The sequence below is a fragment of the Kocuria sp. KD4 genome, assembly GCF_011769905.1.
GTDB lineage: Bacteria > Actinomycetota > Actinomycetes > Actinomycetales > Micrococcaceae > Kocuria > Kocuria marina.
Genome location: NZ_CP050449.1, coordinates 907,412 through 934,297 on the forward strand (window position 1 = coordinate 907,412; position 26,886 = coordinate 934,297).

A 26,886-nucleotide genomic window follows, 5' to 3' on the forward strand; every position below is an offset into this window, starting at 1 on the left:
CCGCGGGGCCGATTCCGGGGTGCGACGACGCCGCGCGCGCACGGACCGCTTGAAAATCACCCCCGCGGACACGGGATGCCCGGACGCCGGCGTGCGATCGACACCGAGCGGCGTCGTGCTCATCGCGGAAGAAGTTGCACGGGAAATAAAAGGGGCGGGGTCGCAGTTGCACCGGTCATGAAGGCTTTCGGATTCCTGAGTTTCGGTCATTACGGTTCCGGGCGTGGACGCGCGGACCCGGATGCTCGTCAGGCCCTCAAGGACGCGATCGAGATCGCCGAGGGCGCGGACGCGCTGGGCGTCAACGGCGCGTACTTCCGCGTGCATCACTTCGCACGCCAGTCCGCGTCCCCCATGCCCCTGTTGAGCGCCATTGCGGCCCGTACCCGCCACATCGAGGTGGGCACCGGCGTGATCGACATGCGCTATGAGAACCCGCTCTACCTCGCGGAGGAAGCGGCCCAGTTGGACCTCATCGCGGACGGCCGCGTGGCCCTCGGCGTGAGCCGCGGTTCACCTGAGCCCGCGCTGCGCGGGTGGGAGGCGTTCGGCTACCTGGGTTCCACGGATCCGCGCGGTGCGGACATCGCCCGGGAGCACTTCGACACGTTCCTGCGGGCCATCAAGGGTGAGCCCATGACCTACGCGGATCCCGCCCAGTACGGCGCGGGAGCACGGCTCGCCATCGAACCGCAATCACCGGGTCTCGCGGAACGCGTGTGGTGGGGTGCCGGTTCGGGCCGGACCGCCGAGTGGGCGGGCGAGCAGGGCGTGAACCTCATGAGTTCCACACTGCTCACGGAGGCCAACGAGGGTACGTTCGCCGCGCAACAGGCCGATCAGTTGCGCCGCTACCGCGAGGCCTTCGCGAAGGCGGGCCACACGCGTACGCCGCGCACGTCCGTGAGCCGCAGCGTGTTCCCGATCGTGGGCCCCGAGGACGAGATCTTCTCCTACATGGGCGCGCGCGAGTCCCGCGACCAGGTGGGCGTGATCGACGGGTTCACCTCCACGTTCGGGCGCACCTACGCCGATTCGCCGGACGTCCTCATCGAGCAGCTGCGCGCCGACGACGCCGTCATGTCCGCCGACACCCTCATGCTCACTATCCCGAGCCAGCTGGGCCCCGAGCTGAACCTGCGCATCCTCGAGAACTTCGCCAAGCACGTGGCACCCGCCCTCGGGTGGAAACCCAATACGGAGGGCCCGGTCCAGGGGTACTCGGTCGCGGGTCGCTGACCGCCGGAGCCATGGCCGCACGGGGCGGGCCGCGGGATGTGCCCGACGACGATCGTCGGACCCGCGGCCCCCGTGCCGCCCGCTGACGTACCGCCCGGCTGTCATGCGGCCCGACCGGCGAAGGCCACGTGCACGCGCCGGGTAGGGCGACGTCGCACCCCGAGGGGTGGGGGGCAGCGCGGGGGTAAACTCCCGCGCATGAGTGTTTGTCCCTGCGGTGGGCTGCCCGCCGGTACCCCGTTCGAACAGTGCTGCGGCCCCGCGGTGCGTCACGAGCGGTGGCCCGTGACCGCGGAGGCCCTCATGCGTTCGCGCTACACCGCGTTCGCCACGGGCGACGACGACCACCTGTTCCGCACGTGGCACCCCGCGAACCGTCCCGCGGACACCGCGAGCGATCCCCGGGTCGAGTGGACCGGGCTTACGATCGTGCGCACCGAGGCCGGCGGGGAGGACGACGCCGCCGGCACCGTCGAGTTCGAGGCCAACTACCGCGGTCCCGACGGTCCGGGCGTGCTGCGCGAGAACTCACGGTTCGCCAGGCGCGCAGGCCGGTGGTTCTATACGGCCCCGGTCGAGGACGCGTGAGTGGCACAGCCACGGCAGGGATCACCGGACGGGCACTGGGTGCGCTGAAGAGCAATGTGGCGAGCCTGCCGCGGTCGTGCTTTGCGGTGGTCGTGGCCTCCGGCATCGTCTCCGTGGGGGCGTACCACCTGGGATTCCACGGACCCGCCACCGTGGTCATGGGGTTCGCACTCGCGGTCTAGGCGATGCTCGTGGTCCTCACCGCGTGGCGCGTGGTCGTCTATCCGCAGCGGGTTCTCGAGGACCTGCACGTCCCCGCCCGGGCCTTCGGGTTCTTCACCGGGGTGGCCGGGACCAACGTGGTCGCGGTGTGTCTCATCGCGCTGGGGGAGACCGTTCCCGCGGCGCTGTTGCTCGCGGCGTGCGGCGTGAGGTGGCTGTTGCTGGGGTACCTGGTGCCGTGGTTCGCGGTGCTCGGCCGGGCGGGCGGCCCGTGCTGGCCCTGACCAACGGGTCGTGGTTCATCTGGGTCGTGGCCGGCGCTCTGATCGTGGAAACGGACAGCGCGCCCATGGTGGATGCGACCCGCGGGCTCGTGGCCGGCATGGCCGTGGTGCTGTGGTGTTTCGCCACGTGGCTCATCCCCGTGCTCGCGGCCCTAGGGGTGTGGCGGCACACGGTGAAACGGGTCCCCCTAAGCTACGACGCGTCCCCGTGGTCCATCGTGTTCCCCCTGGGGATGTACTCGGTGGGGGAGGCGAACGGCGCCAGTGCCAACGTCCTTGCGGGGGCACGAGCGCCGTCGCTCCTGGTGATGTCTCCGCGGACAACTCCGAGGACGTCAGAGCGGGAAAACCCGCACCCCGAGAGCGTGGTCCACACCCGCGGCGCGCCCGGCGCCTTCGGTCATGCCCGTGATCATCTCGTGCGGATCCGGGTGCCCGTCCAGCGCGGCGAGGTACTGCTTGTGGCAGCGCAGCGACTCGACCGCCGCGGTGATGTCCTCCTCGGACAGTTCGATCGCATGATCGGGTTGCGCGCCCGTGACGAGCAACCGTTCGGCGCCCCACGCCTCGAGCCCCTCGTCCTCGAGCAGCTCCCGGAACACCCACGGATTATCGGCGTCCCGCAGAGCGTCGAGCGCGGCCATCCCGGCCACGCGGTGGTCGGCCTGGTTGAGACCCCACCCGGCCTCCACGGACCAGTCGATCGTGACCATGGTGTCCGGGCGGACCTCGCGGATCACCCGCGCGATCCTGCGCCGCAGGTCCAGTCCGTATTGGAGGGTCCCGTCCGGCAGGTCCAGGACCCGCAGATCGGTGACCCCCACGGCCCGGCACGCCGCTTCCTGTTCGCCCCGCCGCAACGGGCCGACGTCGCTCGGATCGCGGTCCCGGATCCCCGCCTCCCCGGCGGTCAACAATAGGTAGCTCACCGTCGCGCCGCGCCGGGTCCAGCGGGCGACGGCGGCCGAACCCCCGTACTCCATGTCGTCCGGGTGGGCCACCACGCACAGGACGGTGTGGACCCCTGAATCGTCGAACAGTTCGAGATCGGCCATGCTCCCAGCCTAGGGGCCCATGGGGTTCGGTGACAGGGCGGGACTAGTGTGGCCGTATGAACATCGAGATTCGCAAGGGTGACATCACGAAAGTCCACGCGGACGCGATCGTCAACGCGGCCAACTCCAAGCTCCTGGGCGGAGGCGGTGTCGACGGGGCGATCCACCGCGCCGCCGGGAAACAGCTGCTCGCCGAGTGCAAGCAGTTGCGGGAGACGACCCTCCCGGACGGGCTGCCCGCGGGCGGGGCCGTGGCGACCAAGGGGTATGACCTGCCCGCCACGTGGGTCATCCACACGGTGGGCCCGGTGTTCGCGAAGAAGACCGATCGCAGTGACGTCCTGGCCTCGTGCTACCGCGAGTCGCTGCGCGTGGCGGACGAGATCGGCGCCGTGTCCGTGGCCTTCCCCGCGGTCTCCGCCGGGATCTACGGCTGGCCCATGGACGACGCCGCCCGGATCGCCGTGCGCACGGTCCTCGCCGCGGACACCTCCGTGGACACCGTCGTCTTCGTCCCCTTCTCCGACGCCGCCGAGCAAGCGTTCCGCGACGCCCTGGCCGAGAACTCCTGACCCGCCCCACACACGGCGGTGCGGGTCAGGGCCGGGCTCAGATCAAGCCCAGTTGCTGCACGGCGTCGCGCTCGGACTCGAGTTCCGCCACGGACGCGTCGATGCGTGAACGCGAGAACTCGGAGATTTCCAGGCCCTGCACCACGGACCAGTCGCCCCCGGACGTGGTGACCGGGAACGAGCTGACCAGGCCGGCCGGGACACCGTAGGAACCGTCGGAGACCACGGCCATGGACGTCCAGTCCCCGTGGCGGTTACCGAGCATGAGGTCGCGGGCGTGATCGAGCGTCGCGCTCGCCGCGGATGCGGCGGAGGACGCACCGCGGGCCTGCAGCACCGCCGCACCCCGCTGGGACACCGTGGGGATGAACGTGTCCGTGACCCATTTGCGGGACACCAGGTCCAGGGCGGGCCGCCCGGCCACAATGGCGTGGTCCAGATCCGGGTACTGCGTGGCGGAGTGGTTGCCCCACACGCTGAGGTTCTTGACCTTCGCGACCGAGGTTTTGGTCTCAGCGGCGAGCATGGCCGCGGCCCGGTTGTGGTCCAACCGGGTCAGGGCGCTGAACCGGGACTCGGGTATGTCCGGGGCGTTGCGCTGGGCGATCAGCGCGTTGGTGTTGGCCGGGTTGCCGGTCACGACCACGCGCACGTCGTCGTGGGCCACGTCGTTGAGGGCTCGGCCCTGTTCCGTGAAGATCGCACCGTTGGCCTCAAGCAGGTCGCTGCGTTCCATCCCCTTGGCCCGCGGGCGGGCACCCACGAGCAAGGCGAGCTGAGCGCCGTCGAACACCGTGCGGGCGTCGGAGTCGATCTCCACGTCCGCGAGCAGCGGGAACGCGCAGTCCTGCAGTTCCATGACGGTTCCCTCGAGGGCGGGCAGGGCCTGCGGGATCTCCAGAAGCCTCAGCCGGACGGGGCGTTCGGGGCCGAGCAGGTCCCCGTGAGCGATCCGGAACAGCAGGCTATATCCGATCTGGCCGGCGGCGCCGGTCACGGCCACGGTGACGGGAGTGGTATTCACGGTGATTCCTCCTGGGCTGCGCGCTCCGGGGTGCCCGGCGGTCACGCGACTCTGATGCGGGGTACCCGTGTGACTCGTCTCACGGGGCAGGGTGGCACAGAGGCTATCAGCGAGCCCGGTTCAGCGCACGGCGGACATACGTGTCACGGTCCAGTGGCGCGCACCACAATGGAGACATGGCTACTACTGCATTCCAAGGAAACCCCGTCCACACCGTCGGCGAGCTGCCCGCCCAGGGAGAGCCCGCGCCGTCCTTCGACCTCGTGGGAGCGGATCTGAGCCCCGTGGCCTCGGACGAGTTCACGGGCAAGCGCATGGTGCTCAACATCTTCCCGTCCCTGGACACGGGCGTGTGTGCCCAGTCCGTGCGCGAGTTCAACCAGCGCGCCGCGTCCCTGCAGAACACCGCCGTGGTGTGTGTCTCCAAGGACCTGCCGTTCGCGCAGGGCCGGTTCTGCGCCGCGGAGGGCATCGACAACGTCACCACCGCGTCCGCGTTCCGTTCGTCGTTCGGCGAGGACTACGGCGTGACCCAGACGGACGGCCCGCTCGAGGGTCTGCTGGCCCGCGCCGTCGTGGTCGTGGACGAGAACGGCAAGGTCGTCCACACCCAGCTCGTCGAGGAGATCACCGAGGAGCCGGACTACGACGCCGCTGTCGCCGCCGTCTCCTGATCAGCTCACCGGAGGAGGGGCGGGGCCGTGCGGTCCCGCCCCTTTCGCGTGTCCGGATCTTTCGGGACGGATAACGAACGACGCCGCACCGCCCCCGTACGGAGGCGACGCGGCGTCGTCGTCGGTTGCTGCGCGTGCTCGAACCTGGGTCCGTCACACGCGCGAGACACTCCGGAACGTCAGGCGCTGAGCCCGTCCACGATCTCGTTGAGCGTGGCGGAGGGGCGCATCACCGCGGAGACCTTCTCCGGGACGGGCCAGTAGTACCCGCCGAGATCCGCGGGGGAACCCTGCACGTCCAGCAGTTCGGCGTTGATGGTGTCCTCGTTCTCGCGCAGCTCGGAAGCGACCTTCTGGAACGCCTGCGCGAGCTCGGAGTCCTCGGTCTGCTGCGCGAGCTCTTCGGCCCAGAACATGGCCAGGTAGTAGTGCGAACCGCGGTTGTCGAGCTCGTTGACCTTCCGGGACGGGGACTTGTTCTCGTTGAGGAAGGTCCCGGTCGCGCGGTCCAGGGTATCCGCGAGGACCTGCGCCTTGGCGTTGTCGTGGCGGCTGGCGAGGTGTTCGAAGGACGCGGCGAGCGCCAGGAACTCACCCAGGGAATCCCAGCGCAGGTGGTTCTCCTCCTGCAGCTGCTGCACGTGCTTGGGCGCGGAACCACCGGCGCCGGTCTCGAACAGGCCACCGCCGTTCATGAGCGGCACAATGGACAGCATCTTGGCGGACGTGCCCAGTTCCAGGATGGGGAACAGGTCCGTGAGGTAGTCGCGCAGCACGTTGCCGGTCACCGAGATGGTGTCCTCGCCGCGGCGCAGCCGCTCCACCGTGAACTTGGTGGCCTCCGCGGGGGAGAGGATCCGCAGGTCCAGACCGTCGGTGTCCTCCTCCGCGAGGTACTGCTCCACCTTGGTGATCAGGTTGCGGTCGTGGGCGCGGGACTCGTCCAGCCAGAACACGGCGGGCATCCCGGAGTCGCGGGAACGCCGCACGGCCAGCTGCACCCAGTCCTTGATGGGGGCGTCCTTGGCCTGGCACGCACGCCAGATGTCACCGGGCTGGACCTCGTGGGACAACAGCACCTCACCGGCACCGTTGACCACCTGGACGGTGCCAGCGTCCTGGATCTCGAAGGTCTTGTCGTGCGAGCCGTACTCCTCGGCCTTCTGTGCCATCAAACCCACATTGGGGACGGTACCCATGGTCGTGGGATCGAACGCGCCGTTCTCGCGACAGTCGTCGATCACGACCTGGTAGACCCCCGCGTAAGAGGAGTCCGGCAACACGGCCAGGGTGTCCTTCTGCTCGCCCTCGCGACCCCACATCTTTCCGGACGTGCGGATCATGGCGGGCATGGAGGCGTCCACGATCACGTCCGAGAGCACGTGGAGATTGGTGATGCCCTTGTCCGAGTTCACGTAGGCCAACTCGGGGCCCTCGTCGATCGCCTTGTCGAACGCGGCCTTGATCTCCTGGCCGTTGTCCAGGGCGTCCAGGCCCGAGAGGATTCCACCCAGGCCGTCGTTGGGGGACAGCCCCGCCTTGGCGAGGTCCTCTCCGTAGCGGTCGAAGACGTCCCGGAAGAACGCGGTGACCACATGGCCGAAGATGATGGGGTCGGAGACCTTCATCATGGTGGCCTTGAGGTGGGTGGAGAACAGGACGTCCTCGGATTTGGCGCGGGCCACCTGCTCCGCGAGGAACGCGTCCAGCGCGGTGGCGCTCATGAAGGTGCCGTCCACGACCTCACCGGCCAGTACGGGCAAGGACTCCTTGAGCATCGTGGTGCCCCGGTCGGTGACGAGCTGGATGGTCAGGGTGTCGTCCTCGGGGATGATCACGGACTTCTCGTTGCTGCGGAAGTCGTCGTGGCCGAGGGTGGCCACGTTGGTCTTGGAGTCCTTGCTCCACGCGCCCATGGAGTGCGGGTGCTGCCGGGCGTAGTTCTTCACGGCCTTGGGGGCACGGCGGTCCGAGTTGCCCTCGCGCAGCACGGGGTTCACGGCGGAGCCCTTGACACGGTCGTAACGCGCGCGGATGTCCTTGGCCTCGTCCGAGGTGGCGACCTCGGGGTAGTCCGGCAGGTCGTAGCCGTCCGCCTGCAACTCCTTGATGGTGGCCTTCAGCTGCGGGATGGACGCGGAGATGTTCGGCAGCTTGACGATGTTCGCTTCCGGGGTCTCCACGAGTTCGCCCAGCTCGGCCAGGGTGTCCGGGACCCGCTGCTCGTCGGTGAGGCGGTCCGGGAACTGGGCCAGGATGCGCGCGGCCAGGGAAATGTCTCGGGTCTCCACCTCCACACCGGCGGTGGACGCGAACGCCTCCACGATCGGCTTGAACGAGTACGTAGCGAGCAGGGGTGCTTCGTCGGTCTCGGTGTAGATGATCTTGGGCATGAGCGATGGCTCCTTGCGTTGACGGTCACTGGGCTGCCTCCCAGGATACCCGCTGGCCCGCGCCCGATTCCGTGTGCGGCGGGCCGACCGGCTGGTCACCACGCGCCCTACGCGCTGTCACGCTCGCGCACTCCCAGGAGTACGACGACGCGCGGCGCCGGTCCCGATCGACCGGCGCCGCGCGCCGTGGTGCAGTGGGCTCTCAGCCGTGCAGCGAGGTCCTGATCCGCTCGCGCTCGCGTTCGAGCTTGCGCACGCGGTGACCCAGAGAGAACATCCGCACGGACCCCACGAGGGCCATGATCAGGGCCCCGGCGATCGCCGAGAGCAGCATGGCCACGCCCAACGGGAGGCTGAACGTCCACGCCATGTACTCGAATCGCGTGGCCACGTTGTTCTGGATGATAAAGACCAGCAACAGGATCAGCACGATCACGCCCAGGATCAGCGCCGCCCACACGGTCCCCGACACGCCGCGCTTGACGGGCTTGTCCAGCGAGGGATCCACGGGGGAGGCCGTACCCCCTGCCCCCGAGGCCGAGTGTGCGGTCCCGCTGTCCGTGACCGCCGTCCCGGGATGTTGCGCGTCCACGGGGGCCGACGACGCCGCGTGCGCGTCCGCGTACCCCTCGCGCAGCGGTTTGCCCGCGGAACGGGAGCCGGGAGTGTGAGGCGGGCGTGCGGCGTCGTCCGGGGGGAGACGAGGCGCGTTACGGGGCTCGTGCGGTGTGTCGGTCACGGGGGGCCTCCTGACGGGGCGAAGTGATGATGGCACCAGCGTACGGCCAATATCACGGAAGGTGATTCGATGCTCGGCATTGCCCGCGCCACGACGAAATCATCCGACACTCCCGAGACACGCGGGAGGTTTCTCCCCGAAAAGGTTATCCGCGAGTAACCTGTGCTTCATCGTGAGACGCACCACAATCCATCGGTGATGCCGGCCCCGGCTCGGGGTAACAACCACCGGGGTGCAACGCACATTCCATGGACACCATATCGGGAGGAAACGTCATGGGAAAGTACACCTTCAAGGGGAAGGCTGCCGTGTCCGTCGCGGCAATCGCTGCACTCACGCTGACCGGCTGCGCCAGCGTGGGCGGCGGCGGCAACGACAGCAACGGCGGCGGCGGTGACAGCAGCGCGAGCGCCCAGAGCGGCGGCGTGGTCAATGTCGCCGAGACCAACAAGTTCTCGGGTGCCAATCCGGGCTACACCAAGACGAACGTGGACATCAACGGCCACGTGGTCCAGATGACCCGCGAAGGGTTCATCACGGTGGACCCGGAGCAGAAGATCCACCCCAACGAGGGCTTCGGCACGTACAAGAAGACCTCGGACGATCCCCTGACCGTCGAGTACACGATCAAGGACCCCAAGTGGTCCGACGGCAACGCGGTGGACAAGGCCGACCTCATGCTGTGGTGGTCCGTGCTCTCCGGCTACGCCAATGACGCGAGCGAGGACGGCAAGGCCGGCAAGGACTACTTCGCGATCGCCGGCTCCACGGACATCCTGAGCTCCACGGACAAGCCCGAGTTCTCCGAGGACGGCAAGACCATGACCGTCACGTGGGGCAAGCAGAACGCGGACTGGGAGATCGCCTTCGACCAGAACTACCTGATGCCCGCGCACGTGGTGGCCAAGAAGGCCGGGATGTCCGAGGACGAGCTGCTCAAGGTGCTCGAGAACCAGAAGAAGGGCGATCCCAAGAACCCCCAGAAGCAGCCCGAACTCGAGAAGATCGGCAAGGCCTGGGACACCTCCTTCAACTTCACCTCCACGCCCGAGGACAAGGACGTCCTCGTGTCCAACGGTCCGTTCACGATCGACAATGTGGTGGAGAACAACTCGGTCACGCTCAAGAAGAACGAGAACTACAACGGCAGCATGCCCGGCAAGCTGGACGAGATCACCCTGCGCACCATCGGCGACGCTACGGCTCAGATCCAGGCGCTGCGCAACGGCGAAGTGGACATCATGCAGCCGGTCAACGTCAACAAGGACACCGTGGACCAGGTCGCGGGGATCGACGGTGTCAACGTCCAGAAGGGCGATCAACTCGCGTACGATCACGTGGACCTGAACTTCGGTGCGGGCACCTTCAAGGACAAGAATGTCCGCGAGGCGTTCCTGAAGACCATCCCGCGCCAGCAGATCGTGGACCAGATCGTGAAACCGGTCAAGGAAGACGCTCAGGTGCTGAACTCCGAGATGTTCGTTTCCAGCCAGGGCGAGCCCTATGAGAAGGCCGTGGAGGTCAACAAGGCCAAGGAACTGTACGGGGACGTGGACATCGACGGCGCCAAGGAACTGTTGGGTGGCAAGACGCCCACCGTGCGCATCCTGTACAACAACGCCAACCCCCAGCGCGTGGACTCCTTCCAACTGATCAAGGAGTCCGCGGAGAAGGCGGGCTTCAAGGTCCAGGACCTGGGTGACCCGAACTGGTCGGAGAAGCTCGCGGACGGCGACTACGACGCCTCCCTGTTCGGCTGGATCTCCCCGGGTGTGGGTACCGAGGCGCTGTCGCAGATCTTCAAGACCGGCGGTGGCGGCAACTACAACGAGTACTCGAACCCCGAGGTCGACAAGCTCGTGGACGAGGCCCGTTCCAACCTGGACGAGTCCTCGCGCAACGACCAGATCGCCCAGGTGGACAAGCACGTGTTCGAGGATGCGTACGGCCTGCCGCTATTCCAGTCCGCGGGCTTCGTGGCCTCGTCGGACAAGATCTCCGGCGTGGACCAGTACCAGCCGAACCAGGACGGCGTGTTCTGGAACGTCTCCGAGTGGAGCCGCAAGTAGGACGGTCGACCTCGGTTGACCGAGTCCTTCCCCTCATGATGCTGCGCGGGCGCGGAACGCCGTGTCCGCGCAGCGTCGTGATCACCACTCGTTCAGAGGCAGCATCATGATTTCTTACATCCTCAGACGGCTCATCACCGCCGTCCTCATCCTGCTGGGCGCATCGTTCCTCGTGTACCTCATGACGGCGGTCTCCGGCGACCCGCTGTGGGACCTGTACGGAAACCCCAACGCCCAACAGCTGATCCCCGCCCGCGTGGAGGCCCTCAACCTGGACACACCGCCCGTGCTGCGCTACTTCACGTGGCTCGGCGGGGCACTCGGGTGCCTCGTGCCCTTTGCGGACACCTGCTCCCTGGGCGTGAGCCGCGAGGGCCAGGAGGTGACGAGCCTGCTCTCCTTCGCCATGGGCCAGACCATCATGCTGGTCACGATCGGCACCATCCTGGCCATCGTCGTGGGTATCACCCTGGGTATCGTCTCCGCACTGCGGCAGTACTCGGGCCTGGACTACGGCATCACGTTCCTGACCTTCCTGTGTTTCTCGCTGCCGAGCTTCTGGCTCGCGGTACTACTCAAGGAAGTGGCGGCCATTCAGTTCAACGACTTCCTGCAGAACCCGTCACTGTCCATCGGGGCGCTGCTCGCAATCTCCGTGGTGGCCGGGCTCATCTGGTTCCTGGTCTCGTTCGGGCGCATGCGGACCCGCATCCTCATGGGTGTCATGGGCTTCGTGGTCACCTTCGGGATCATCTACTTCGTGCTCGCGACCAACTGGCTCGCGCACCCCTTCCTGGGCATCCCGCTGATCGCACTGACTGGCATTCTGGTGGCCGTGACCGCCACCGTCCTCATGGCGGGACTACGCAATAAGCGGGCCCTGTACGCCGGGCTGGCCACCGTGGCGGTGGGTCTCGTGCTGTACTTCCCCGTCCAGGCCCTCTTCGTCGGGGGCGGGCTGCTGACCCTGCTGGCGTTGGTCGTCGTGATGATCCTGGTGGGTGTGGGAGCCGGTTACGTCGCCGGTGGCTACGACCGTGGTCAGGGCGCCCGCGTGGGCGGGGTCACCGGCTTCTTCGTGGCCCTGCTGATCATCCTGGACCGCTTCATGCAGTCGTGGCCGGACTACGTGAACTCCGGTCACATCCGGGGCCGGCCCATCGCCACGGCCAACTCCTCCACCCCGGGCCTGTCGGGTGACTTCTGGATCACCGGACTGGACCGGTTCACCCACCTCTTGCTGCCCACCATCTGTATCACCCTGCTGGCGCTCGCGTCCTACTCGCGGTACTCGCGCGCGTCCATGCTGGAGATCATGGGCCAGGACTACGTGCGCACCGCGCGCGCCAAGGGCCTGTCGGAGCGGACCGTGGTCATGCGTCACGCGTTCCGCAACGCGCTGATCCCGCTGGCCACGCTCGTGGCCTACGACATCGGCGGTCTGATCGGCGGCGCGATCATCACGGAATCCGTGTTCGCGTTCACCGGTATGGGGCAGTTGTTCATCCAATCGGTGCGCAACGTAGACCCCAACCCGGTGATGGGCGTGTTCCTGATCACCGGCATTGTCGCCATGGTCTTCAACCTGATCGCTGACCTGGTGTACTCCGTACTCGACCCGCGCGTGAGGGTGAAAGCATGAGCCAGCCACAACCTATCGACGTCCCCCAGCGGGTCGAACAGAACCCGCAGACCGGCGAGAAGCCCGAGGACGTGCGCGGCAAGAGCCAGGGACAGCTGGTACGCCAGCGGTTCTTCGGCAACACGGGCGCCGTCGTGTCCCTGATCGTCCTGTTGTTCATCGTGGTGCTGTCCGTCACCTCGCTGGGTGTCGGTCCCATCCCGGGATGGTGGAAGTGGAACCCGGACGCCACGGGAACCGTGCTCAACGGTGGCCGGCCCACGCTGTCCCTGCTCCCGCCCTCGCTCGGGGAGCACCCGTTCGGCCAGGACAACCTGGGCCGTGACCTGTTCGCCATGGCCATGCAGGGCACCCAGTACTCCCTGGTGGTCATGATCGTGGTGGGCATCATCGCGGGCCTCGTGGGCACCGTGGTGGGTGGCCTCTCCGGGTACTTCCGGGGCTGGACCGAGGCCGTGCTGATGCGTCTGACCGACGTGATCATCATCATCCCCCTGGTGATCCTGGCAGCCCTGTTGGGCCGCCTGGCCATCTCGTGGGTGCGCACCCACAACCTGCCCACGTTCGCCACGGTGATCGCCCTGGGTCTACTGATCGGTCTAGCCTCGTGGCCGCCGCTCGCGCGCCTGGTGCGCGGTGAGTTCCTCACGCTGCGCGAACGCGAGTTCGTGGACGCCGCGCGACTGGCCGGTGCCTCGAGCGGGCGGATCATCTTCAAGCACATCCTGCCCAACACCGTGGGTGTGATCACCGTGAACATCACGCTGTTGATGTCCTCGGCGATCCTGCTGGAGACCGCGCTGTCCTACCTGGGTCTGGGTATCCAGGCCCCGGACTGGTCCCTGGGCCGGTTGATCAGCGAGAACCAGACCGCCTTCGCGACCCGTCCGTGGTTGTTCTGGTGGCCGGGTGTGTTCATCGTGGCGATCGCGCTGACCATCAACTTCATCGGTGACGGTCTGCGTGACGCGTTCGACCCGCGCCAGCGCAAGTTCAACCCCAAGCGCGCCCGCGAGACCGGCGAGCGCACAGACCAGTACCCGGACGCGCTCACCGCATCCGAGCCGGGGACGAAGCCCGCGGTGAACGCCGGGGCCGAGACCGGGACGCGCGGGGACACCGGCCGGGACGGACGATGATCAGTTCACACGGTGAACAGCACGGCGCTCGCGGCGGCCAGCAGCGCGACCGCCGCGAGCGGGCCGGGCGCGTACCGGGTCCACACCGGATCGGGTGCGGCGTCCCGGGCGAAGACGTCCAGCTCACCGGTCTCGATCTTGCGTTGCCACGTGTCGCGGACGCGGTGCGCGGCGGCGCCGGAAGCGGTCGAGGTCAGGTCGCCCACGCGCACCGCGCCGCCCGGTCGGGCAATCGGGTGATTGCGGTTCACGGCGTCCACACCGGAGCGCAGGGCGGCGCCGGCACCGGCGGAGGGCAGGGCGAAACACGAGTGGGCGCCCTGGTCCGTGGCGATGGTCACCGCGAAACGGGTGCGCACGTCCACGATCCGGCTCCACGGAATGCTCACCGTGCGCAGGGGGTTCACCACGCGCACCTCGTCCGCGTGCACCTCGAGCCGGGGGCGCCAGTACAGCGCGTACCCGAGCGCCGCCAGGGCGAGACCACCGAACACGGCGCCCGCGTGGTGCGCCACGGTGTGGCCCCAGCCCGCGAAGCACACCACCAGACCCAGGACCACCAGGAATCCCGTGAGCCACGGGGCCGACGACGCTCGGTAGGTTTCGGGCTCGCCGGCGGGTTCTCGGGTCATGACCCCCATGCTAGGCAATGCGCGTGTGCCGCGGCCGCGCGCCCAGTTCTCGACACGATGGAGCACACACGATGAGCACCTCGAACCAGCCCGAGGGCACCCCGCGACCCCACGACGCGGCGCAGGACCCGAACGCGGCGTCGTCGCACGAGGCCACGGCCGCCGAGCACAACGCCCCGTGGGACGGCACGCCGAGCGGCGACGGGCGGGTGGCCACCGAAGGCCCCGGTAACCCCTCCGCGGCTCACGCTCGCGCTGCCGGATCGTCCGGTGCCACGGCCGCCGACGCCGCTGCGGTCACCGGTCGCGCCGACGGAACCGCGGCCGCGGGTGCAGCCGCCGACGGCAGTGCCGCGGCGGGTGCCACCGCCGAGGGCGCGCAGAAACGGCGTGGTCGGCGGGCGCAGCGCAACGAACCCACCGTGCGGCGCGGCCCGGCCCGCAGGACCGTGGCCCGCGGTGAACCCGTGCTGAGCGTGCGCGGGCTGTCCGTGGACTTCGGCGTGGACCGGGACTGGGTGCCGGCCGCGATCGACCTGAACTACGACGTCGCAGCGGGGGAGGTGCTCGCGATCGTGGGCGAGTCCGGTTCGGGCAAGTCCGCGAGCTCGATGTCCATGTTGGGGCTGCTGCCCTCCAACGCGCGCGTGCGCGGTTCGGCCGTGCTGGCCGGGGAGGAACTGATCGGGCTGCGCGGCAACGCGCTGCGGCGCGTGCGTGGCGAGGAGATCGCCGTGATCTTCCAGGAGCCCATGACCGCGCTGAACCCCGTGTACACGGTGGGCCAGCAGATCGTGGAGACCATCCGCCTGCACCGGGACATCTCACCCGCCGAGGCCGCCGAACGTGCCCGGCAGATGCTCACCATGGTGGAACTGCCGGACCCCGAGAAGGCGTTCCGTTCCTACCCCCACCAGCTCTCCGGTGGTCAGCGGCAGCGCGCGATGATCGCGCAGTCCCTCTCGTGCGACCCCAAACTGCTGATCGCGGACGAGCCCACCACGGCCCTGGACGTGACCGTGCAGGCGGAGATCCTGGATCTGATCCGCAACCTCAAGGACCAGCTGGACTCGGCGGTCATCCTGATCACCCACGACATGGGTGTGGTGGCGGACCTCGCGGACAACATCGCGGTCATGCAGAAGGGCGTGATCGTGGAACAGGGCACGGCGGAGCAGATCTTCACCGCACCGCGCCACTCCTACACCCGCTCGTTGCTCGAGGCCGTGCCCCACCTGGGCCAGGGCAACGAGAACGACGAGTCCGTGGACATGGTCGCCGCGCTCGAGCGTTCCGTGGTCATGCCCATGGTGGTGGACCGCAGCACGGCGGAGGCAGCGTCCATGGACACGCTCGCCCAGCGGGTCGTGGAACCGGTGCTGCAGTTGAAGGACGTGGCCATCGAGTACCCCAAGCAGGGCCGCAACCCCGCGTTCCGCGCGGTCGAGGGCGTCAGCCTCACCGTGGCGGCCGGGGAGACCGTGGGTCTCGTGGGTGAATCCGGTTCCGGCAAGACCACGATCGGCCGCGCCGCGGTGGGACTGCTGCCCGTGGTCGAGGGATCGCTTGTGGTGGACGGCGTGGAACTGCATGGTGCCCCGCGCGCCAAGCTCAATGCGGTGCGCAAGGATGTGGGCATGGTCTTCCAGGACCCCGCGTCCTCGCTGAACCCGCGGCTGCCGATCGGTGAGTCGATCGGTGAGCCCATGTTCCTGGCCGGCGAGGCCAAAGGGGCGCAACTGCAGCAGCGCATCGAGCAACTCCTGGACCAGGTGCGGTTGCCGCGCAACTACCGCAACCGTTACCCGCACGAGCTCTCGGGCGGTCAGAAGCAGCGCGTAGGCATCGCCCGGGCCCTGTCCCTGAAGCCGAAACTGCTCGTGGCGGATGAACCCACGTCCGCGCTGGACGTGTCCGTGCAGGCCACGGTCCTGGAATTGTTTGAGCAGCTGCAAGCGGAGATGGGCTTCGCGTGCTTGTTCGTGACCCACGACCTCGCGGTGATCGACCGGCTCGCCAACCGGATCGTGGTCATGCAGCACGGGCACATCGTGGAACAGGGCTCGCGCGAAGCGGTGCTGCGCCACCCCGAGCAGGAGTACACCAAGCGCTTGCTCGCCGCGGTGCCCGTGCCCTCGCCCGAGGCCCAGCGCACGCGCCGCGAACTGCGTCAGCAGTTGGCCCACACGGTGTCCTGAGCATGATCGGAGCCCCGGGAGCAGCGCGGTTCGCGCGGCAGCCCGGGGCTCCGCCCATGGGGACTCGGACGATATGCGTATGTGTTGAGCCCTGCCATCGTGCGCTGGCTCGCGTGGGGAATTACTACAGTGGGAGCCATGATGAAACCGGCACGCCTCAACTCCGACCTCTCCCGTCTGAGGCGGGAGACCGACATGTTCCTCGCGACCGTGGAGTCCCTCTCGGACGAAGAAATGGTGGGCCCCACCCTGTGCGAGGGTTGGGACCGCGCGCACGTGATCGCGCACCTGGCCTCCAACGCCCGCGCCCTGGTCAAGCTCATCGACTGGGCCACCACGGGTGAACCCCAGCAGCCCTACGAGTCCCACGAGGCGCGCGAGCAGGAGATCGACGAGCTCGCCGCGCTGCCCAAGGACGAGCTGATCGAGACCTTCAAGCAGAACGCGCAGTTCTTCGCCGAGCAGTGCGAGCGTCTCACGGGCGACATCGTCACCGAAGAGCTCGACCTGCACGGTAAGCCCGTCCCGGCCACGTCCGTGCCCGCGGTGCGGATCGCGGAGGTCGTGGTGCACCACCACGACCTGGACACCACGTGGACCGTGGCGGAAGCGGACCCGGACTCCCTGCTCAACGCCGTGGAGGCCGCGGTGCGCACCATGCGGGCCAAGGGTGCCCCGGGGATGACCCTGCGCACCGAGGAGCGGGACGAGTGGATCATCGGCGACGGCGGTCAGCTCATCACCTCCGACCGCGAGGGCATGCTGCGGTGGCTGGCCCGCGGTGACGACGAGTTCGTGGAGTCCGAGGGCGCCCTGCCCGAGCTCCCCACGTGGTGAACGCGGCTCGCTGATCCGCTGTCGGACTGACCCCGCTGGGCCTCCCAGCGGGGTCAGTCGCGCATCAGGAGAACACCGTGATCCCGTAGGCCGCGAAGATCACCAGGTGCGCCGCACCGTGGATCGACGTGACCCTGGAGGATGCGAACGTGGTGAGGGACAGTCCCAGCGTGATCCCGAGCAGCACCAGGTTCGCGGGGCTCTCGGCGAGCACGACCGTTTGATCGGTGAGCAGCCCGATCACGAGTATCGCCGGGATGGTCAACCCCACCGTGGACACCAGCGCCCCATGGCACAGGTTGCTCACGCGCTGGATCTCCCCGGCCAGCGCGGCGCGCAGCGCGGTGAGGGATTCGGGCAGGAACACGATGGCCGCGATCAGCGCGCCGGCCAGCGCGGACGGTGCCCCCACACGGCCGATCCCATCGTCCAACAGCGAGGCCATGTCGTGGGACAGCACCACGATGGGCACCACGGTGATCACGAGCAATGCCAGGCGCGCGAGGATCTCGGTGCGGTGCTCGGCCAGGACCGAGCGCAGGGAAGGATGCGTCGTCGTCTCCCGGGCCGCGGTCTCCGGACCCGGGCGCAACCGGGGGTCCACTTCGGTGAAGTCCACGGCCTGCGCGCCCGTCTGTCGGTACAGGAAGAACGCGTAGATCGCCACGGTGACCGCGATGATGGAGATCTCCTGCCACGGCTGGTACGCGCCGTCGGTGCCGAGCGCCGCGGGTAGCACGAAGGTCAGGGCGCTCAGGACCACGAGCAGCGCCAGGTAGTTGGAGGTTCCCGTCCGATTGTGGGCCATGTCCCCGTGCTTGAGGCCGCCCACGAGCAAGCACAGACCGATTACCAGGTTGAGGATGATCATGGCCACGGCCATCACGGAGTCCCGCGCGATCGTGGCGTGCTCACCGGGGCCCAGCATGACCGCGGAGATCAACACCACCTCGATCACGACGATGGACAGGGTCAGCACCAGCGAACCGTACGGATCGCCGAGTCGGTGGGCCAGGTGTTCGGCCTGTCGCACGACGCCCGTGGCCGCGTACAGGATCACGCCCACGATCGCCACGAGCGCCCCCACGAGCAGCGGGGAGGACACGGGTGGGGCCAGCAGCGAGCCGGAGAGTTGAAGCAGCACGAAGAATCCCCATCCCGCGATCACGCGGGCCAGGGCTCCCGGAGTCAGGATGGAACGACGTGTGGGGGACATGGAAGCGTCAGCTCGATTCTCGGGACTGTGCGCGCCCCGGTCCGGGCGGGGTCGTCCCCGAGCTATCCGGTGTGCTGACGGGTCGTCCCGTCGGAGGAGGCGGTGTCCGGGTCTCAGTCACGCACCGCGAACAACCACGGATCCGCTCGATCCGTGTGCGGATCGCCAAAGTTCACGAACGTGCGGCCCTTGGCCTCCACGACATTGTATTCCTGGACAACTTCCAGGCTGAGCCGTTCGCGGTGGGCGACCTCCACGATCACCGCGGTGGCACCGGAGCGGTCCGGGAGGGTGGCGGGGTAGGCCAGTGCGGCGACGAGCAATCCGGAGGCCTTCTCGCGCGCGATGTCCCGCAGTTCGGCCAGCACATCCTGGGGGGCCAGATCGTTCACGCGAGACGGGTCCACCGAATCCAGTTCGAACTCCCCGTCCTTGGCGCCGGTGACCAGGAAGGCCGGGAATGCTCCGTACTGGCGCACCTGTTCCTCCACGACCGCCTGGACGTGGCTCAGTGCGGTGTCCACGGTCTCCACGGCGGAGTCCGAGACCCACTGGCGCCACGCGTTGTCGTGATCCACGCGGGCGCGCGCGGCGTCCGCCCGGGTCATCCGGGAGGTGCCCTTGGAAGGCGTGGAGCGGCGTCGTGATGAACGGGCGGAGGACTGAGCCACGAAGTGGGACCCCTTCGGGAGATCGGCGGGAGAACGGGAGTGCTGAGTCCAGGGTAGGCGCTCGCTAGACTGGATCGGAACCAATCAGCGAATACCAGGAGCATGCATGTCTGCGATCAATCGCGAGCAGGTGGCGCACCTGGCCGAACTCGCGCGCATCGAGATGTCGGACGAGGAACTGGCCCGCGTGGCCGGTGAACTCGATCTCATCGTCGAATCCGTGGCCTCGGTCAGCCAAGCCGCCGGGGACGACGTCCCCGCCACGAGCCACCCCCTGCCGTTGCACAACGTCTTCCGCGAGGACGTGGTGGGGGAGACCCTCACGCAGGAGGAAGTCCTGAGCAACGCACCGGACAGCCAGGACGGCAAGTTCCGGGTCCCGGCGATCCTGGACGGGGAGTGAGCATGAGCGAGCGCATCGTAGAACTGTCCGCCGCGGACCTCGCGGCCAAGCTGGCCTCCGGTGAGGTCTCCTCGGTGGACGCCGTGACCGCGCACCTCGAGCAGATCGAGGCCACGGACGGCACCCCGCTGGACGCCCAGGACCGCTCGCGCGGGACCGACGGGCTGAACGCGTTCCTGCACCGCAACCGCGAGGAGGCCCTGGACGTGGCCCGTGGTGTGGACGAGGCACGCGCCAAGGGTGAGCAATTGCCCGAGCTCGCGGGTGTGCCCGTGGCGGTCAAGGACCTCATCGTGACCAAGGGCCAGCCCACCACGGCGGCGTCCCGGATGCTCGAGGGTTGGATGAGCCCGTACGACGGCACGGTGACCCGCAAGCTGCGTGCGGCGCGCATGCCCATCCTAGGCAAGACCAACCTGGACGAGTTCGCCATGGGTTCGTCCACCGAGCACTCGGCGTTCGGTCCCACGCGCAACCCGTGGGACCTGCGCAAGATCCCGGGCGGTTCCGGTGGCGGTTCCGCCGCCGCGGTCTCCGCGTTCCAGGCGCCCCTGGCCCTGGGCACGGACACCGGTGGCTCCATCCGCCAGCCCGCGGCCGTGACCGGCACGGTGGGCGTCAAGCCCACGTACGGTTCGGTGTCCCGTTACGGCGTGATTGCCATGGCGTCCTCGCTCGACCAGGTGGGCCCGTGCTCCCGCACGGTGCTCGACGCCGCGCTGTTGCACGAGGTCGTGGGCGGTCACGATCCCGCCGACTCCACTTCGCTGACGGATCCCGTGGGCTCCTACGCCCGCGCCGCGCGCGAGGGATCTGCCGAGGGCGGGCTCAAGGGGCTGCGCGTGGGCGTGGTCCAGCAGCTGAGCGGCGAGGGTTTCCAGGCCGGTGTGCAGCAGCGCTTCGAGGAGTCCCTCGAACTCCTGCGCGCCGCGGGCGCCGAGATCGTGGACGTCCAGACGCCCAACTTCGAGTACGCGCTGGGTGCCTATTACCTGATCATGTCCTCGGAGGTCTCCTCCAACCTGGCCAAGTACGACGGCGTGCGCTTCGGTCTGCGCGTCACTCCCGAGGGCACTCCCACCATCGAGAAGGTCATGAGCGCGTCCCGCGCCGCAGGCTTCGGAGACGAGGTCAAGCGCCGGATCATCCTGGGGACGTACGCGCTGTCCGCCGGGTACTACGACGCGTACTACGGTTCCGCGCAGCAGGTGCGCACGCTCGTACAGCGTGATTTCGCGGCGGCGTTTGAGAAGGCGGACGTGCTGATCTCGCCCACCGCGCCCACCACCGCGTTCGACATCGGGGGCGTGGACGAGTCCGCGGATCCCATGCAGATGTACCTGAACGACATCGCCACGATCCCCACCAACCTCGCGGGGATCCCCGCGATCTCCCTGCCGGGCGGCCTGGCACCGGAGGACGGGCTGCCCGTGGGGATCCAGTTCATGGCACCGGCGCGCGAGGACGCCCGCGTGTACCGCGCCGGGGCCGGTCTGGAGCGGTTGCTCACCGAGCAGTGGGGCGGCCCGCTGTGGCGGGAACGCGCCGACGTGACCGCCACCGTTCGTGACTTTGCGGCCACTGCCGCGCAGGGAGGCAAGTGATGAGCCAGGACGTGCTGTCCTTCGAGGAAGCCCTCGAGCGCTTCGACCCCGTCCTGGGGTTCGAGGTGCACGTGGAGCTGAACACGAAGACCAAGATGTTCGATGCCGCCCCCAACACCTTTGGGGACGAGCCCAACACCAACGTGACCCCGGTGTCCCTGGGGCTGCCCGGCGTGCTGCCGGTGGTCAACGGCAAGGCAGTGGAATCCGCGATCAAGCTCGGTCTCGCGCTGAACTGCTCGATCGCGCAGAAGTGCCACTTCGCGCGGAAGAACTACTTCTACCCGGACACCCCCAAGAACTTCCAAACCTCGCAGTTCGACGAGCCCATCGCGTTCGACGGGCACCTGGACCTCGAGCTGGAGGACGGCACGGAGTTCCGGGTGGAGATCGAGCGCGCCCACATGGAGGAGGACGCCGGCAAGCTGACCCACATGGGCGGGGATGCCGGGCGGATCCAGAACGCCCAGTACTCCCTGGTGGACTACAACCGCGCAGGTGTGCCGCTCATCGAGATCGTCACCAAGCCCATCGAGGGTGCGGGGGAGCGGGCGCCGGAACTGGCCCGCGCCTACGTGGCCGCGATCCGCGAGATCGTGAAGAACCTCGGCATCTCGGACGCCCGCATGGAGCGCGGCAACGTGCGCTGCGACGCGAACGTGTCCCTGATGCCCAAGGGCGCCACGCAGTTCGGCACGCGCTCGGAGACGAAGAACGTGAACTCGCTGCGCGCCGTGGAGCGCACCGTGCGCTACGAGATCCAGCGCCACGCCGCCGTGCTCGCCGCGGGGGAGAAGGTCACGCAGGAGACCCGCTTCTGGCACGAGGACACCCGCTCCACCACGGCCGGGCGACCGAAGTCGGACGCGGACGACTACCGCTATTTCCCCGAACCGGACCTGGTGCCCGTGGTGACCACGGCGGACTGGATCGAGGAACTGCGCGCGAGCCTTCCCGAGCCCCCCGCCGAGCGCCGCAAGCGGCTGAAGGCGGACTGGGGGTACACGGACGAGGAGTTCCGCGACGTCGTCAACGCGGATGTGCTGGACGAGATCGAGCAGACCATTGCCGCGGGCGCCTCCGCCGCCGTGGCGCGCAAGTGGTGGATGGGTGAGATCGCCCGCCTCGCCAAGCAGCGCGAGGTCGAGATCGCGGACCTGCCCGTGACCCCGGCCCACGTGGTCGAACTCAACGGGCTGATCGACGGCGGCAAGATCAACGACAAGCTGGCCAAGAAGGTCCTCGGTTTCGTGGTCGAGGGTGAGGGCACCCCGGCGGAGATCGTGGAGTCCCGCGGGCTCGCGGTCGTCTCCGACGACGGCGCCCTCACCGCAGCCGTGGACGACGCCATGGCCCAGATGCCGGACGTGGTCGAGAAGATCAAGGGCGGCAAGGTCCAGGCCGTGGGCGCCCTGATCGGACCGGTCATGAAGGCCACGCGCGGCCAGGCGGACGCCGGACGCGTGCGCCAGATCATCCTGGGGAAGCTCGGCGTGCAGGGCTGACGCCCCCCTCACGAGCACGGAGAAGGCCGGTTCCGGGACCCTCACGGGGTCTCGTGGAACCGGCCTTCTCTCGTGGACGTTCCGCCGCTCAGTCTTCCGTTTCCTCCGCGACCCGCCACTCCCGCAACCCGTTCGCCGTCGCCGAGTCCGTGTTGATGATCCCCGCGATGCGCTCGCGGATCTGCCGGTCCTCCTGCGGGGAGCGGCACACACCGTTGGGCTGGTCCGAGGCCGTGGAGCACCACTGGAACCGGCCGTCCTGGGTGTTGGAGCTCGGTGCCCAGGCCAGGTCGCTGACCCGCCACGCGCCGTCGTCCCCGCGCGCGAACTGGAAGCGCGTGATCAGACCCTGGTTGTTGTTCTCGTACGCCGGGGAGGTCTCCGTGACGGTGTTGCCCAGTCCGTAGACGATCCACTTGCCGTTGTAGTGCTCGATGGGCTGCACGCTGTGCGAACCGTGACCGTACACGGCGTCGAACGCACCGGAATCAATCAGCGAGTGGGCCGTGGTTTTCTGGTAGGCGTCGGCGTCGTCCTGGTACTCGATGATCGAGTGCATGGCCGCGATCACCACGTCCGCGCCCTGCTGGCGCGCCTTCTTCGCCTGCGCCACGGCGCGGTCGATGTCCTGTCGCGCGGCCTGCGGCTCCTCGGCGGGGTCCCGCAGCCGGTCCACCTGCCAGTCGTGCTCCGCCCGCTGGCCGTTGAGACTGTTGGTCCCGGTGACCACGGCCACGGTCCCGGCCGGGGTCTCCAGCAGCATGGGCTCCTCGGATGCGCGCTCGGAAGTGTACGAACCGGTGTGCTTGAGGCTCGCCTCGTCGAGGGTCGCCAAGGTCCGGTTCACGCCCTCGGTGCCGCGGTCCACGGTGTGATTGGTCGCGGACGTGCACGCGTCGTAACCCGTGTTCTTGGCCGCCACGGTGATCTCCGGCGGCACACTGAAGCTCGGGTAGGCCGAGTAGGGCCCACCCTTGGGCGCCACCGGGGTCTCCATCTCGCAGATGGCCACGTCGGCCTGGTCCAGGTACGGCTTCTGACCGGCCAGCAGCGGGTCGAAGTCGAAGTGTCTGCCTTCATTCATGGCCGGGTCCACCGCGAAGTTGCGCCACAGGCCTTCGTGCAGCAGGAGATCACCGGTCATCGCCACGGTGAAGCACGCGTCCTCGGGACACTCCGGGCCCTTACCGGGCTCGCTCGCACGGGCCGTCTCGCTCGTCGCCCGGCTGGTGGCGGACGACGTCGCTGCGCCGGGATCCTGCCCCGCGTCCTCCTGGGCATCCCCGCCCGAGGCCCCGCACCCGGAGACCAGCAAAGCCACCCCGGTCAGTGCCGCGGCCCCGGCGATCCGCGGCGAGCGTGATCGTCGGGCGGCGCGGGATGAACGGGGTCGGAGGGGTAGGGGAGGCATGCTGCGATGCTATCGCACACGTCCGTGATATGAATCACCTCCGTTTAGGTCATAAAAATCTGACCAAATTCGTCGCAAACCCTTCCGTCCACCTTTTTGGGAGGTTAGGCTTTCCTAAGTTTTGCGGATCGGGTGCGGTCGGGATGTTCTCGGCGGGCCCGGTGGGATTGGTCACAACGGAAGCGGGGACGATCGTGGGTCGAACCGACAACGGTGCACAGCTCGGGTACGTGGGCGTGTCGGAGCGAGTCGTATCACTCGCGCACCGCATGCTCGCGGGCGCGGGCCGAGCGAACGTGGTCGCCTACCGCCTCGAGGGTCAACCTACACTGCCGTGCTTGGCGCACGGGTTCATGCCAAACGGCCGGATGGTCATGGCCGCGGCTCCTCACCCCGACGCCGCTGCGCTGACCCCGGCGGGGCAGACCGTGGACGTGCGCGTGGACATCGCCAAGTTCGCTCCGGACCCCTCCGTACGCATCGTGGCGGCCAGTGCACACTTCCTGGCGGGTCTCGAGTGGCTGACCCCGGGTGAGACCGACGAACTCCTCATGGCGGGGGAGTTGCCGGAGCTCGTGGCGGCCGTGGCCGACACGGCGTCCGGGCGACTCGCGATCGTCTCCACGGCACGGGTCGTGGTTCATGACGGTTCCGGTGCCACGCCACTGAGCGTCGACCAGGTGCGGGCGTTCGGCCGCGAGCTCGGGGATTCCATTGCCGCGGTGAACACCGAAGCCGTGGCCCTGGACGCCGCAGTGTCCGTGGATCCAATCGATCTGGCCGGGATGTGCGATGCCGCGGAAAACGGATGGATCCCCGCCCACCTGCTCACGCGTAAGCCCTCGAGCGGCGGGTGCGCTCACACCCGGAATCGGGATTTCGTGGTGGACGTGGATCTTACTGGGGTCACGGTTCTGCGCGAGGGTTCGACCGCGACCAGCGTCTACTTCGTCCCGTTCCATCGTCCGACGTCGTCCGCGCAAGACCTCGCCGACAACCTCGCATCCCTGCTGGGCACCCCCGCCGCAGCGTGACACTGCGCCGGTACCCCAGCGGCAGCGTCACACCCCGAGGCCGTCCGGCGGTCGTGTGAACCTGCCGGGGCTCGATCAATCGCTGCAGACATGAGAGGACCGCGAGTCGCATGACTCGCGGTCCTCTCATGTCTGCAGTTGTTATTCGGTGAGCTCCGCGATCAGCGGGCTTCGTAGCTCGCGCAGTTGGCGTCCGCAGTGACCTCGATCGACGAGGCGGTGCACAACAGGTCCTTGTTGTGCACGCACTCAAGGCGCTGGCACGCGCCCACCTGGCCGTTGGCGGTGGGCAGGCCACCGCGGGCGTCGAGCGAGATGAACGTGGTGCATGAAGCCTCGGAGCCCTGGCCGCCCACCGTGATGGCGGGGGCGGTGCAGCCGTTGTCGTTGAAGGCGCAGCCGGTGGCGGTGCAAGCGGAAACAGCGGTGAGAGTGGCCATGATCTTCTCCTGTGATTCGGGTGGTGCTCTGATCGTCGGATGAACTGATATGGACACTACGGGTGTTTTTCGAGGCGCGCCAGTAAGTTGACCCTTATGGTAAAAGGTCGTTACCTAATTGGGGTTAGGTATGCCTGAGTTTGTTGAGGGTGCACTCACCAGAATAGGGAAACAATATTTGATCTAATGGTGCGAGTGAGCTTGCGACCCCGTCGTCGGCTCATCGTAGATGCCCGCGGGACGTGTGCGCTCACTCACTGCGCGACGGGGCTCAGAGTTTCCGGGGCCGCTCGAATTGCCCCGGCAATTTACAGGAATAATCCCGACAATGAATATGCCGAGAATCCCGCGATGAATGCCATCAGGAAATTCTTGCTCACCGCGTTCACCATCACGGAAATCACCGCCGCGAGAATCAATCGGCTCAACTGCACCCCTGAATCGGCCTCCAGCAATGTATAGGCGACCAGGATCAACATGAGTCCCGCGGGGAGCAGGGCGGAGATCTCCCGCAGGTCCTCGCGATCGCGGAACCGATGGGCCAACAACACGGGGAGCAGGCGCAACGAATAGGTCACGGCGGCGCACACGACGATGGCTGCGAGCATCTCAGGCGCCGCCTTCCGCGGTCTGGGACGAACGACCGTGCCGTGGGCGTTTGACGAGCACGACGCATAGCACCGCGTAGCACAACATGGCACCGAGCAGGAACAGGTCGCGGGGCAGCAGCAGCCCCACCGCAATGGAGGCCAGGGCAGCGAGCACGATCATCACGCGCTGCGAGGCCGCACTCAGGGCGCTCACGAACAACAGGGTGAACAACCCGGTCAGTGCGAAGTCGAAACCGTCGAACGATTCCGGGATGAGTCCGCCGGCCACGGCTCCGACCGCGGCACCGAAGACCCAGTAGAACTGGGAGACGCCCTGGATCAGCATGAGCTCGTGCTGCGTGGTGGGGCGCACGCCGCTGTTAATCAGTGCATAGGCCTCGTCGGTCAGGGCGTAGGGGCCGTAGAACTTGGCGAAGGGCGAACGCAGCAGGTGGGTGGGATAGGAGAAGCCGTAGAAGATGTGTCGGCTGTTGACCAGCAGAGTGGTCACGGCGATCTGTAGCAGGCCCGCTCCCGCCGAGACCAATCCCACGAGCAGGAACTCGATCGAGCCCGCGAAGACCACGAGAGCCGTGAGGGGCGCCAGATAAGGAGCGAACCCCAGCGAGACCGCATAGGCGCCGAAGGCCATCCCGAGCGGCAGGTATCCCATGGCCACGGGAACCGTGACGCGCACCGCCCACGCCAACGTCCCCTTGTCCGAACTCATGCGTTCCACTCCCATCCGCCACCGCTGCGCCACGT

General features: G+C 68.1%; 26 protein-coding genes. 15 read left to right on the forward strand and 11 right to left on the reverse strand.

The genetic code is table 11. From position 1 onward, the window contains the following. Nucleotides 1-177: 177 nt before the first annotated feature. From HBK84_RS04225 to HBK84_RS04240, 4 genes are all read left to right on the forward strand, one after another. A complete protein-coding gene (locus tag HBK84_RS04225) occupies nt 178-1,239 on the forward strand; it encodes an LLM class flavin-dependent oxidoreductase (RefSeq protein ID WP_144997903.1) in 1,062 nt (353 codons plus the stop codon). A 198-nt stretch (nt 1,240-1,437) separates the two neighbouring features. Continuing rightward, nucleotides 1,438-1,827, forward strand: coding sequence for a YchJ family protein (locus tag HBK84_RS04230; protein WP_167318275.1), 390 nt, complete (start codon nt 1,438-1,440; stop codon nt 1,825-1,827). After that, nucleotides 1,824-2,009: a hypothetical protein gene (locus HBK84_RS04235; protein ID WP_167318276.1), complete on the forward strand. Its 186-nt coding sequence runs from the start codon at nt 1,824-1,826 to the stop codon at nt 2,007-2,009. The genes HBK84_RS04230 and HBK84_RS04235 overlap by 4 nt, the downstream gene beginning before the upstream one ends. 9 nt (nt 2,010-2,018) lie before the next feature. Further along, nucleotides 2,019-2,273: a hypothetical protein gene (locus tag HBK84_RS04240; protein ID WP_167318277.1), complete on the forward strand. Its 255-nt coding sequence runs from the start codon at nt 2,019-2,021 to the stop codon at nt 2,271-2,273. A 335-nt stretch (nt 2,274-2,608) separates the two neighbouring features. Here HBK84_RS04240 and HBK84_RS04245 read toward each other — a convergent pair whose 3' ends face one another. After that, nucleotides 2,609-3,328 carry a PIG-L deacetylase family protein gene (locus HBK84_RS04245; protein ID WP_167318278.1) on the reverse strand — a complete coding sequence of 240 codons (720 nt, stop codon included), beginning with the start codon at nt 3,326-3,328 and terminating at the stop codon, nt 2,609-2,611. A 56-nt stretch (nt 3,329-3,384) separates the two neighbouring features. On the opposite strand from HBK84_RS04245, the gene HBK84_RS04250 reads away from it, so the two are divergent. Next, a complete protein-coding gene (locus HBK84_RS04250; RefSeq protein ID WP_145002510.1) occupies nt 3,385-3,900 on the forward strand; it encodes an O-acetyl-ADP-ribose deacetylase in 516 nt (171 codons plus the stop codon). Between the two features lie 37 nt (nt 3,901-3,937). Here HBK84_RS04250 and HBK84_RS04255 read toward each other — a convergent pair whose 3' ends face one another. Next, the gene (locus HBK84_RS04255; RefSeq protein WP_167318279.1) at nt 3,938-4,924 is read right to left on the reverse strand and encodes a malate dehydrogenase; all 987 of its coding nucleotides are present in this window, start codon (nt 4,922-4,924) and stop codon (nt 3,938-3,940) included. Between the two features lie 176 nt (nt 4,925-5,100). Here HBK84_RS04255 and tpx point away from each other — a divergent pair, with 176 nt between their 5' ends. After that, entirely contained in the window at nt 5,101-5,598 is a 498-nt protein-coding gene (gene tpx / locus HBK84_RS04260) for a thiol peroxidase (protein WP_085107133.1), read from the forward strand. 179 nt (nt 5,599-5,777) lie between these two features. On the opposite strand, the gene HBK84_RS04265 is transcribed toward tpx, so the two are convergent. After that, the gene (locus tag HBK84_RS04265) at nt 5,778-7,991 is read right to left on the reverse strand and encodes an NADP-dependent isocitrate dehydrogenase (protein ID WP_167318280.1); all 2,214 of its coding nucleotides are present in this window, start codon (nt 7,989-7,991) and stop codon (nt 5,778-5,780) included. A gap of 202 nt (nt 7,992-8,193) precedes the next feature. Further along, nucleotides 8,194-8,730 (reverse strand): lipopolysaccharide assembly LapA domain-containing protein, encoded by a 537-nt coding sequence (locus HBK84_RS04270; protein ID WP_240919098.1) that lies wholly within the window; start codon nt 8,728-8,730, stop codon nt 8,194-8,196. A 275-nt stretch (nt 8,731-9,005) separates the two neighbouring features. On the opposite strand from HBK84_RS04270, the gene HBK84_RS04275 reads away from it, so the two are divergent. The 3 genes from HBK84_RS04275 to HBK84_RS04285 all read left to right on the forward strand — a co-directional run bounded on the left by HBK84_RS04275 (nt 9,006) and on the right by HBK84_RS04285 (nt 13,580). Continuing rightward, entirely contained in the window at nt 9,006-10,799 is a 1,794-nt protein-coding gene (locus HBK84_RS04275) for an ABC transporter family substrate-binding protein (protein WP_167318281.1), read from the forward strand. A gap of 106 nt (nt 10,800-10,905) precedes the next feature. Further along, on the forward strand, nt 10,906-12,441 hold the full coding sequence (locus tag HBK84_RS04280; protein ID WP_167318282.1) for an ABC transporter permease: 1,536 nt from the start codon (nt 10,906-10,908) through the stop codon (nt 12,439-12,441). After that, nucleotides 12,438-13,580, forward strand: a complete 1,143-nt coding sequence (locus HBK84_RS04285) for an ABC transporter permease (RefSeq protein WP_167318283.1) — start codon at nt 12,438-12,440, stop codon at nt 13,578-13,580. The genes HBK84_RS04280 and HBK84_RS04285 overlap by 4 nt, the downstream gene beginning before the upstream one ends. Before the next feature lie 5 nt (nt 13,581-13,585). Here HBK84_RS04285 and HBK84_RS04290 read toward each other — a convergent pair whose 3' ends face one another. After that, the gene (locus HBK84_RS04290) at nt 13,586-14,212 is read right to left on the reverse strand and encodes a PH domain-containing protein (RefSeq protein ID WP_240919099.1); all 627 of its coding nucleotides are present in this window, start codon (nt 14,210-14,212) and stop codon (nt 13,586-13,588) included. A gap of 71 nt (nt 14,213-14,283) precedes the next feature. On the opposite strand from HBK84_RS04290, the gene HBK84_RS04295 reads away from it, so the two are divergent. Both HBK84_RS04295 and HBK84_RS04300 read left to right on the forward strand, forming a co-directional pair. After that, on the forward strand, nt 14,284-16,410 hold the full coding sequence (locus HBK84_RS04295; protein ID WP_240919100.1) for an ABC transporter ATP-binding protein: 2,127 nt from the start codon (nt 14,284-14,286) through the stop codon (nt 16,408-16,410). A gap of 138 nt (nt 16,411-16,548) precedes the next feature. Continuing rightward, nucleotides 16,549-17,247 carry a maleylpyruvate isomerase family mycothiol-dependent enzyme gene (locus tag HBK84_RS04300; protein WP_167318285.1) on the forward strand — a complete coding sequence of 233 codons (699 nt, stop codon included), beginning with the start codon at nt 16,549-16,551 and terminating at the stop codon, nt 17,245-17,247. Between the two features lie 64 nt (nt 17,248-17,311). Here the strand turns inward: HBK84_RS04300 and HBK84_RS04305 are convergent, their stop codons facing one another. Then, nucleotides 17,312-18,463 carry a calcium:proton antiporter gene (locus HBK84_RS04305; RefSeq protein WP_144997925.1) on the reverse strand — a complete coding sequence of 384 codons (1,152 nt, stop codon included), beginning with the start codon at nt 18,461-18,463 and terminating at the stop codon, nt 17,312-17,314. A 113-nt stretch (nt 18,464-18,576) separates the two neighbouring features. Further along, complete coding sequence (locus HBK84_RS04310; RefSeq protein WP_240919101.1) at nt 18,577-19,134, reverse strand: hypothetical protein; 558 nt, start codon at nt 19,132-19,134, stop codon at nt 18,577-18,579. 106 nt (nt 19,135-19,240) lie between these two features. Between HBK84_RS04310 and gatC the strand changes: the two genes are divergently transcribed. Genes gatC through gatB form a run of 3 tightly spaced genes read left to right on the forward strand, consistent with a single transcriptional unit; the run spans nt 19,241 to nt 22,646 of the window. After that, complete coding sequence (gatC, locus tag HBK84_RS04315; protein ID WP_167318286.1) at nt 19,241-19,537, forward strand: Asp-tRNA(Asn)/Glu-tRNA(Gln) amidotransferase subunit GatC; 297 nt, start codon at nt 19,241-19,243, stop codon at nt 19,535-19,537. Between the two features lie 2 nt (nt 19,538-19,539). Continuing rightward, nucleotides 19,540-21,141 (forward strand): Asp-tRNA(Asn)/Glu-tRNA(Gln) amidotransferase subunit GatA, encoded by a 1,602-nt coding sequence (gatA, locus tag HBK84_RS04320; RefSeq protein ID WP_035965363.1) that lies wholly within the window; start codon nt 19,540-19,542, stop codon nt 21,139-21,141. Then, nucleotides 21,141-22,646 (forward strand): Asp-tRNA(Asn)/Glu-tRNA(Gln) amidotransferase subunit GatB, encoded by a 1,506-nt coding sequence (gatB, locus tag HBK84_RS04325; protein WP_167318287.1) that lies wholly within the window; start codon nt 21,141-21,143, stop codon nt 22,644-22,646. Before gatA ends, gatB begins: the two co-directional genes overlap by 1 nt. A gap of 88 nt (nt 22,647-22,734) precedes the next feature. Here gatB and HBK84_RS04330 read toward each other — a convergent pair whose 3' ends face one another. Then, nucleotides 22,735-24,057, reverse strand: a complete 1,323-nt coding sequence (locus tag HBK84_RS04330) for a CapA family protein (protein WP_167318288.1) — start codon at nt 24,055-24,057, stop codon at nt 22,735-22,737. Between the two features lie 194 nt (nt 24,058-24,251). On the opposite strand from HBK84_RS04330, the gene HBK84_RS04335 reads away from it, so the two are divergent. Next, the gene (locus tag HBK84_RS04335; protein WP_167318289.1) at nt 24,252-25,091 is read left to right on the forward strand and encodes a hypothetical protein; all 840 of its coding nucleotides are present in this window, start codon (nt 24,252-24,254) and stop codon (nt 25,089-25,091) included. Between the two features lie 161 nt (nt 25,092-25,252). Here HBK84_RS04335 and HBK84_RS04340 read toward each other — a convergent pair whose 3' ends face one another. The 3 genes from HBK84_RS04340 to HBK84_RS04350 form a co-directional block, all read right to left on the reverse strand. Further along, entirely contained in the window at nt 25,253-25,531 is a 279-nt protein-coding gene (locus tag HBK84_RS04340) for a DUF1540 domain-containing protein (RefSeq protein WP_035965361.1), read from the reverse strand. 308 nt (nt 25,532-25,839) lie between these two features. Next, nucleotides 25,840-26,139: an AzlD domain-containing protein gene (locus HBK84_RS04345; protein WP_167318290.1), complete on the reverse strand. Its 300-nt coding sequence runs from the start codon at nt 26,137-26,139 to the stop codon at nt 25,840-25,842. Nucleotide 26,140: 1 nt separating this feature from the next. After that, nucleotides 26,141-26,851, reverse strand: coding sequence for an AzlC family ABC transporter permease (locus HBK84_RS04350; protein WP_167318291.1), 711 nt, complete (start codon nt 26,849-26,851; stop codon nt 26,141-26,143). Nucleotides 26,852-26,886: the final 35 nt, after the last annotated feature.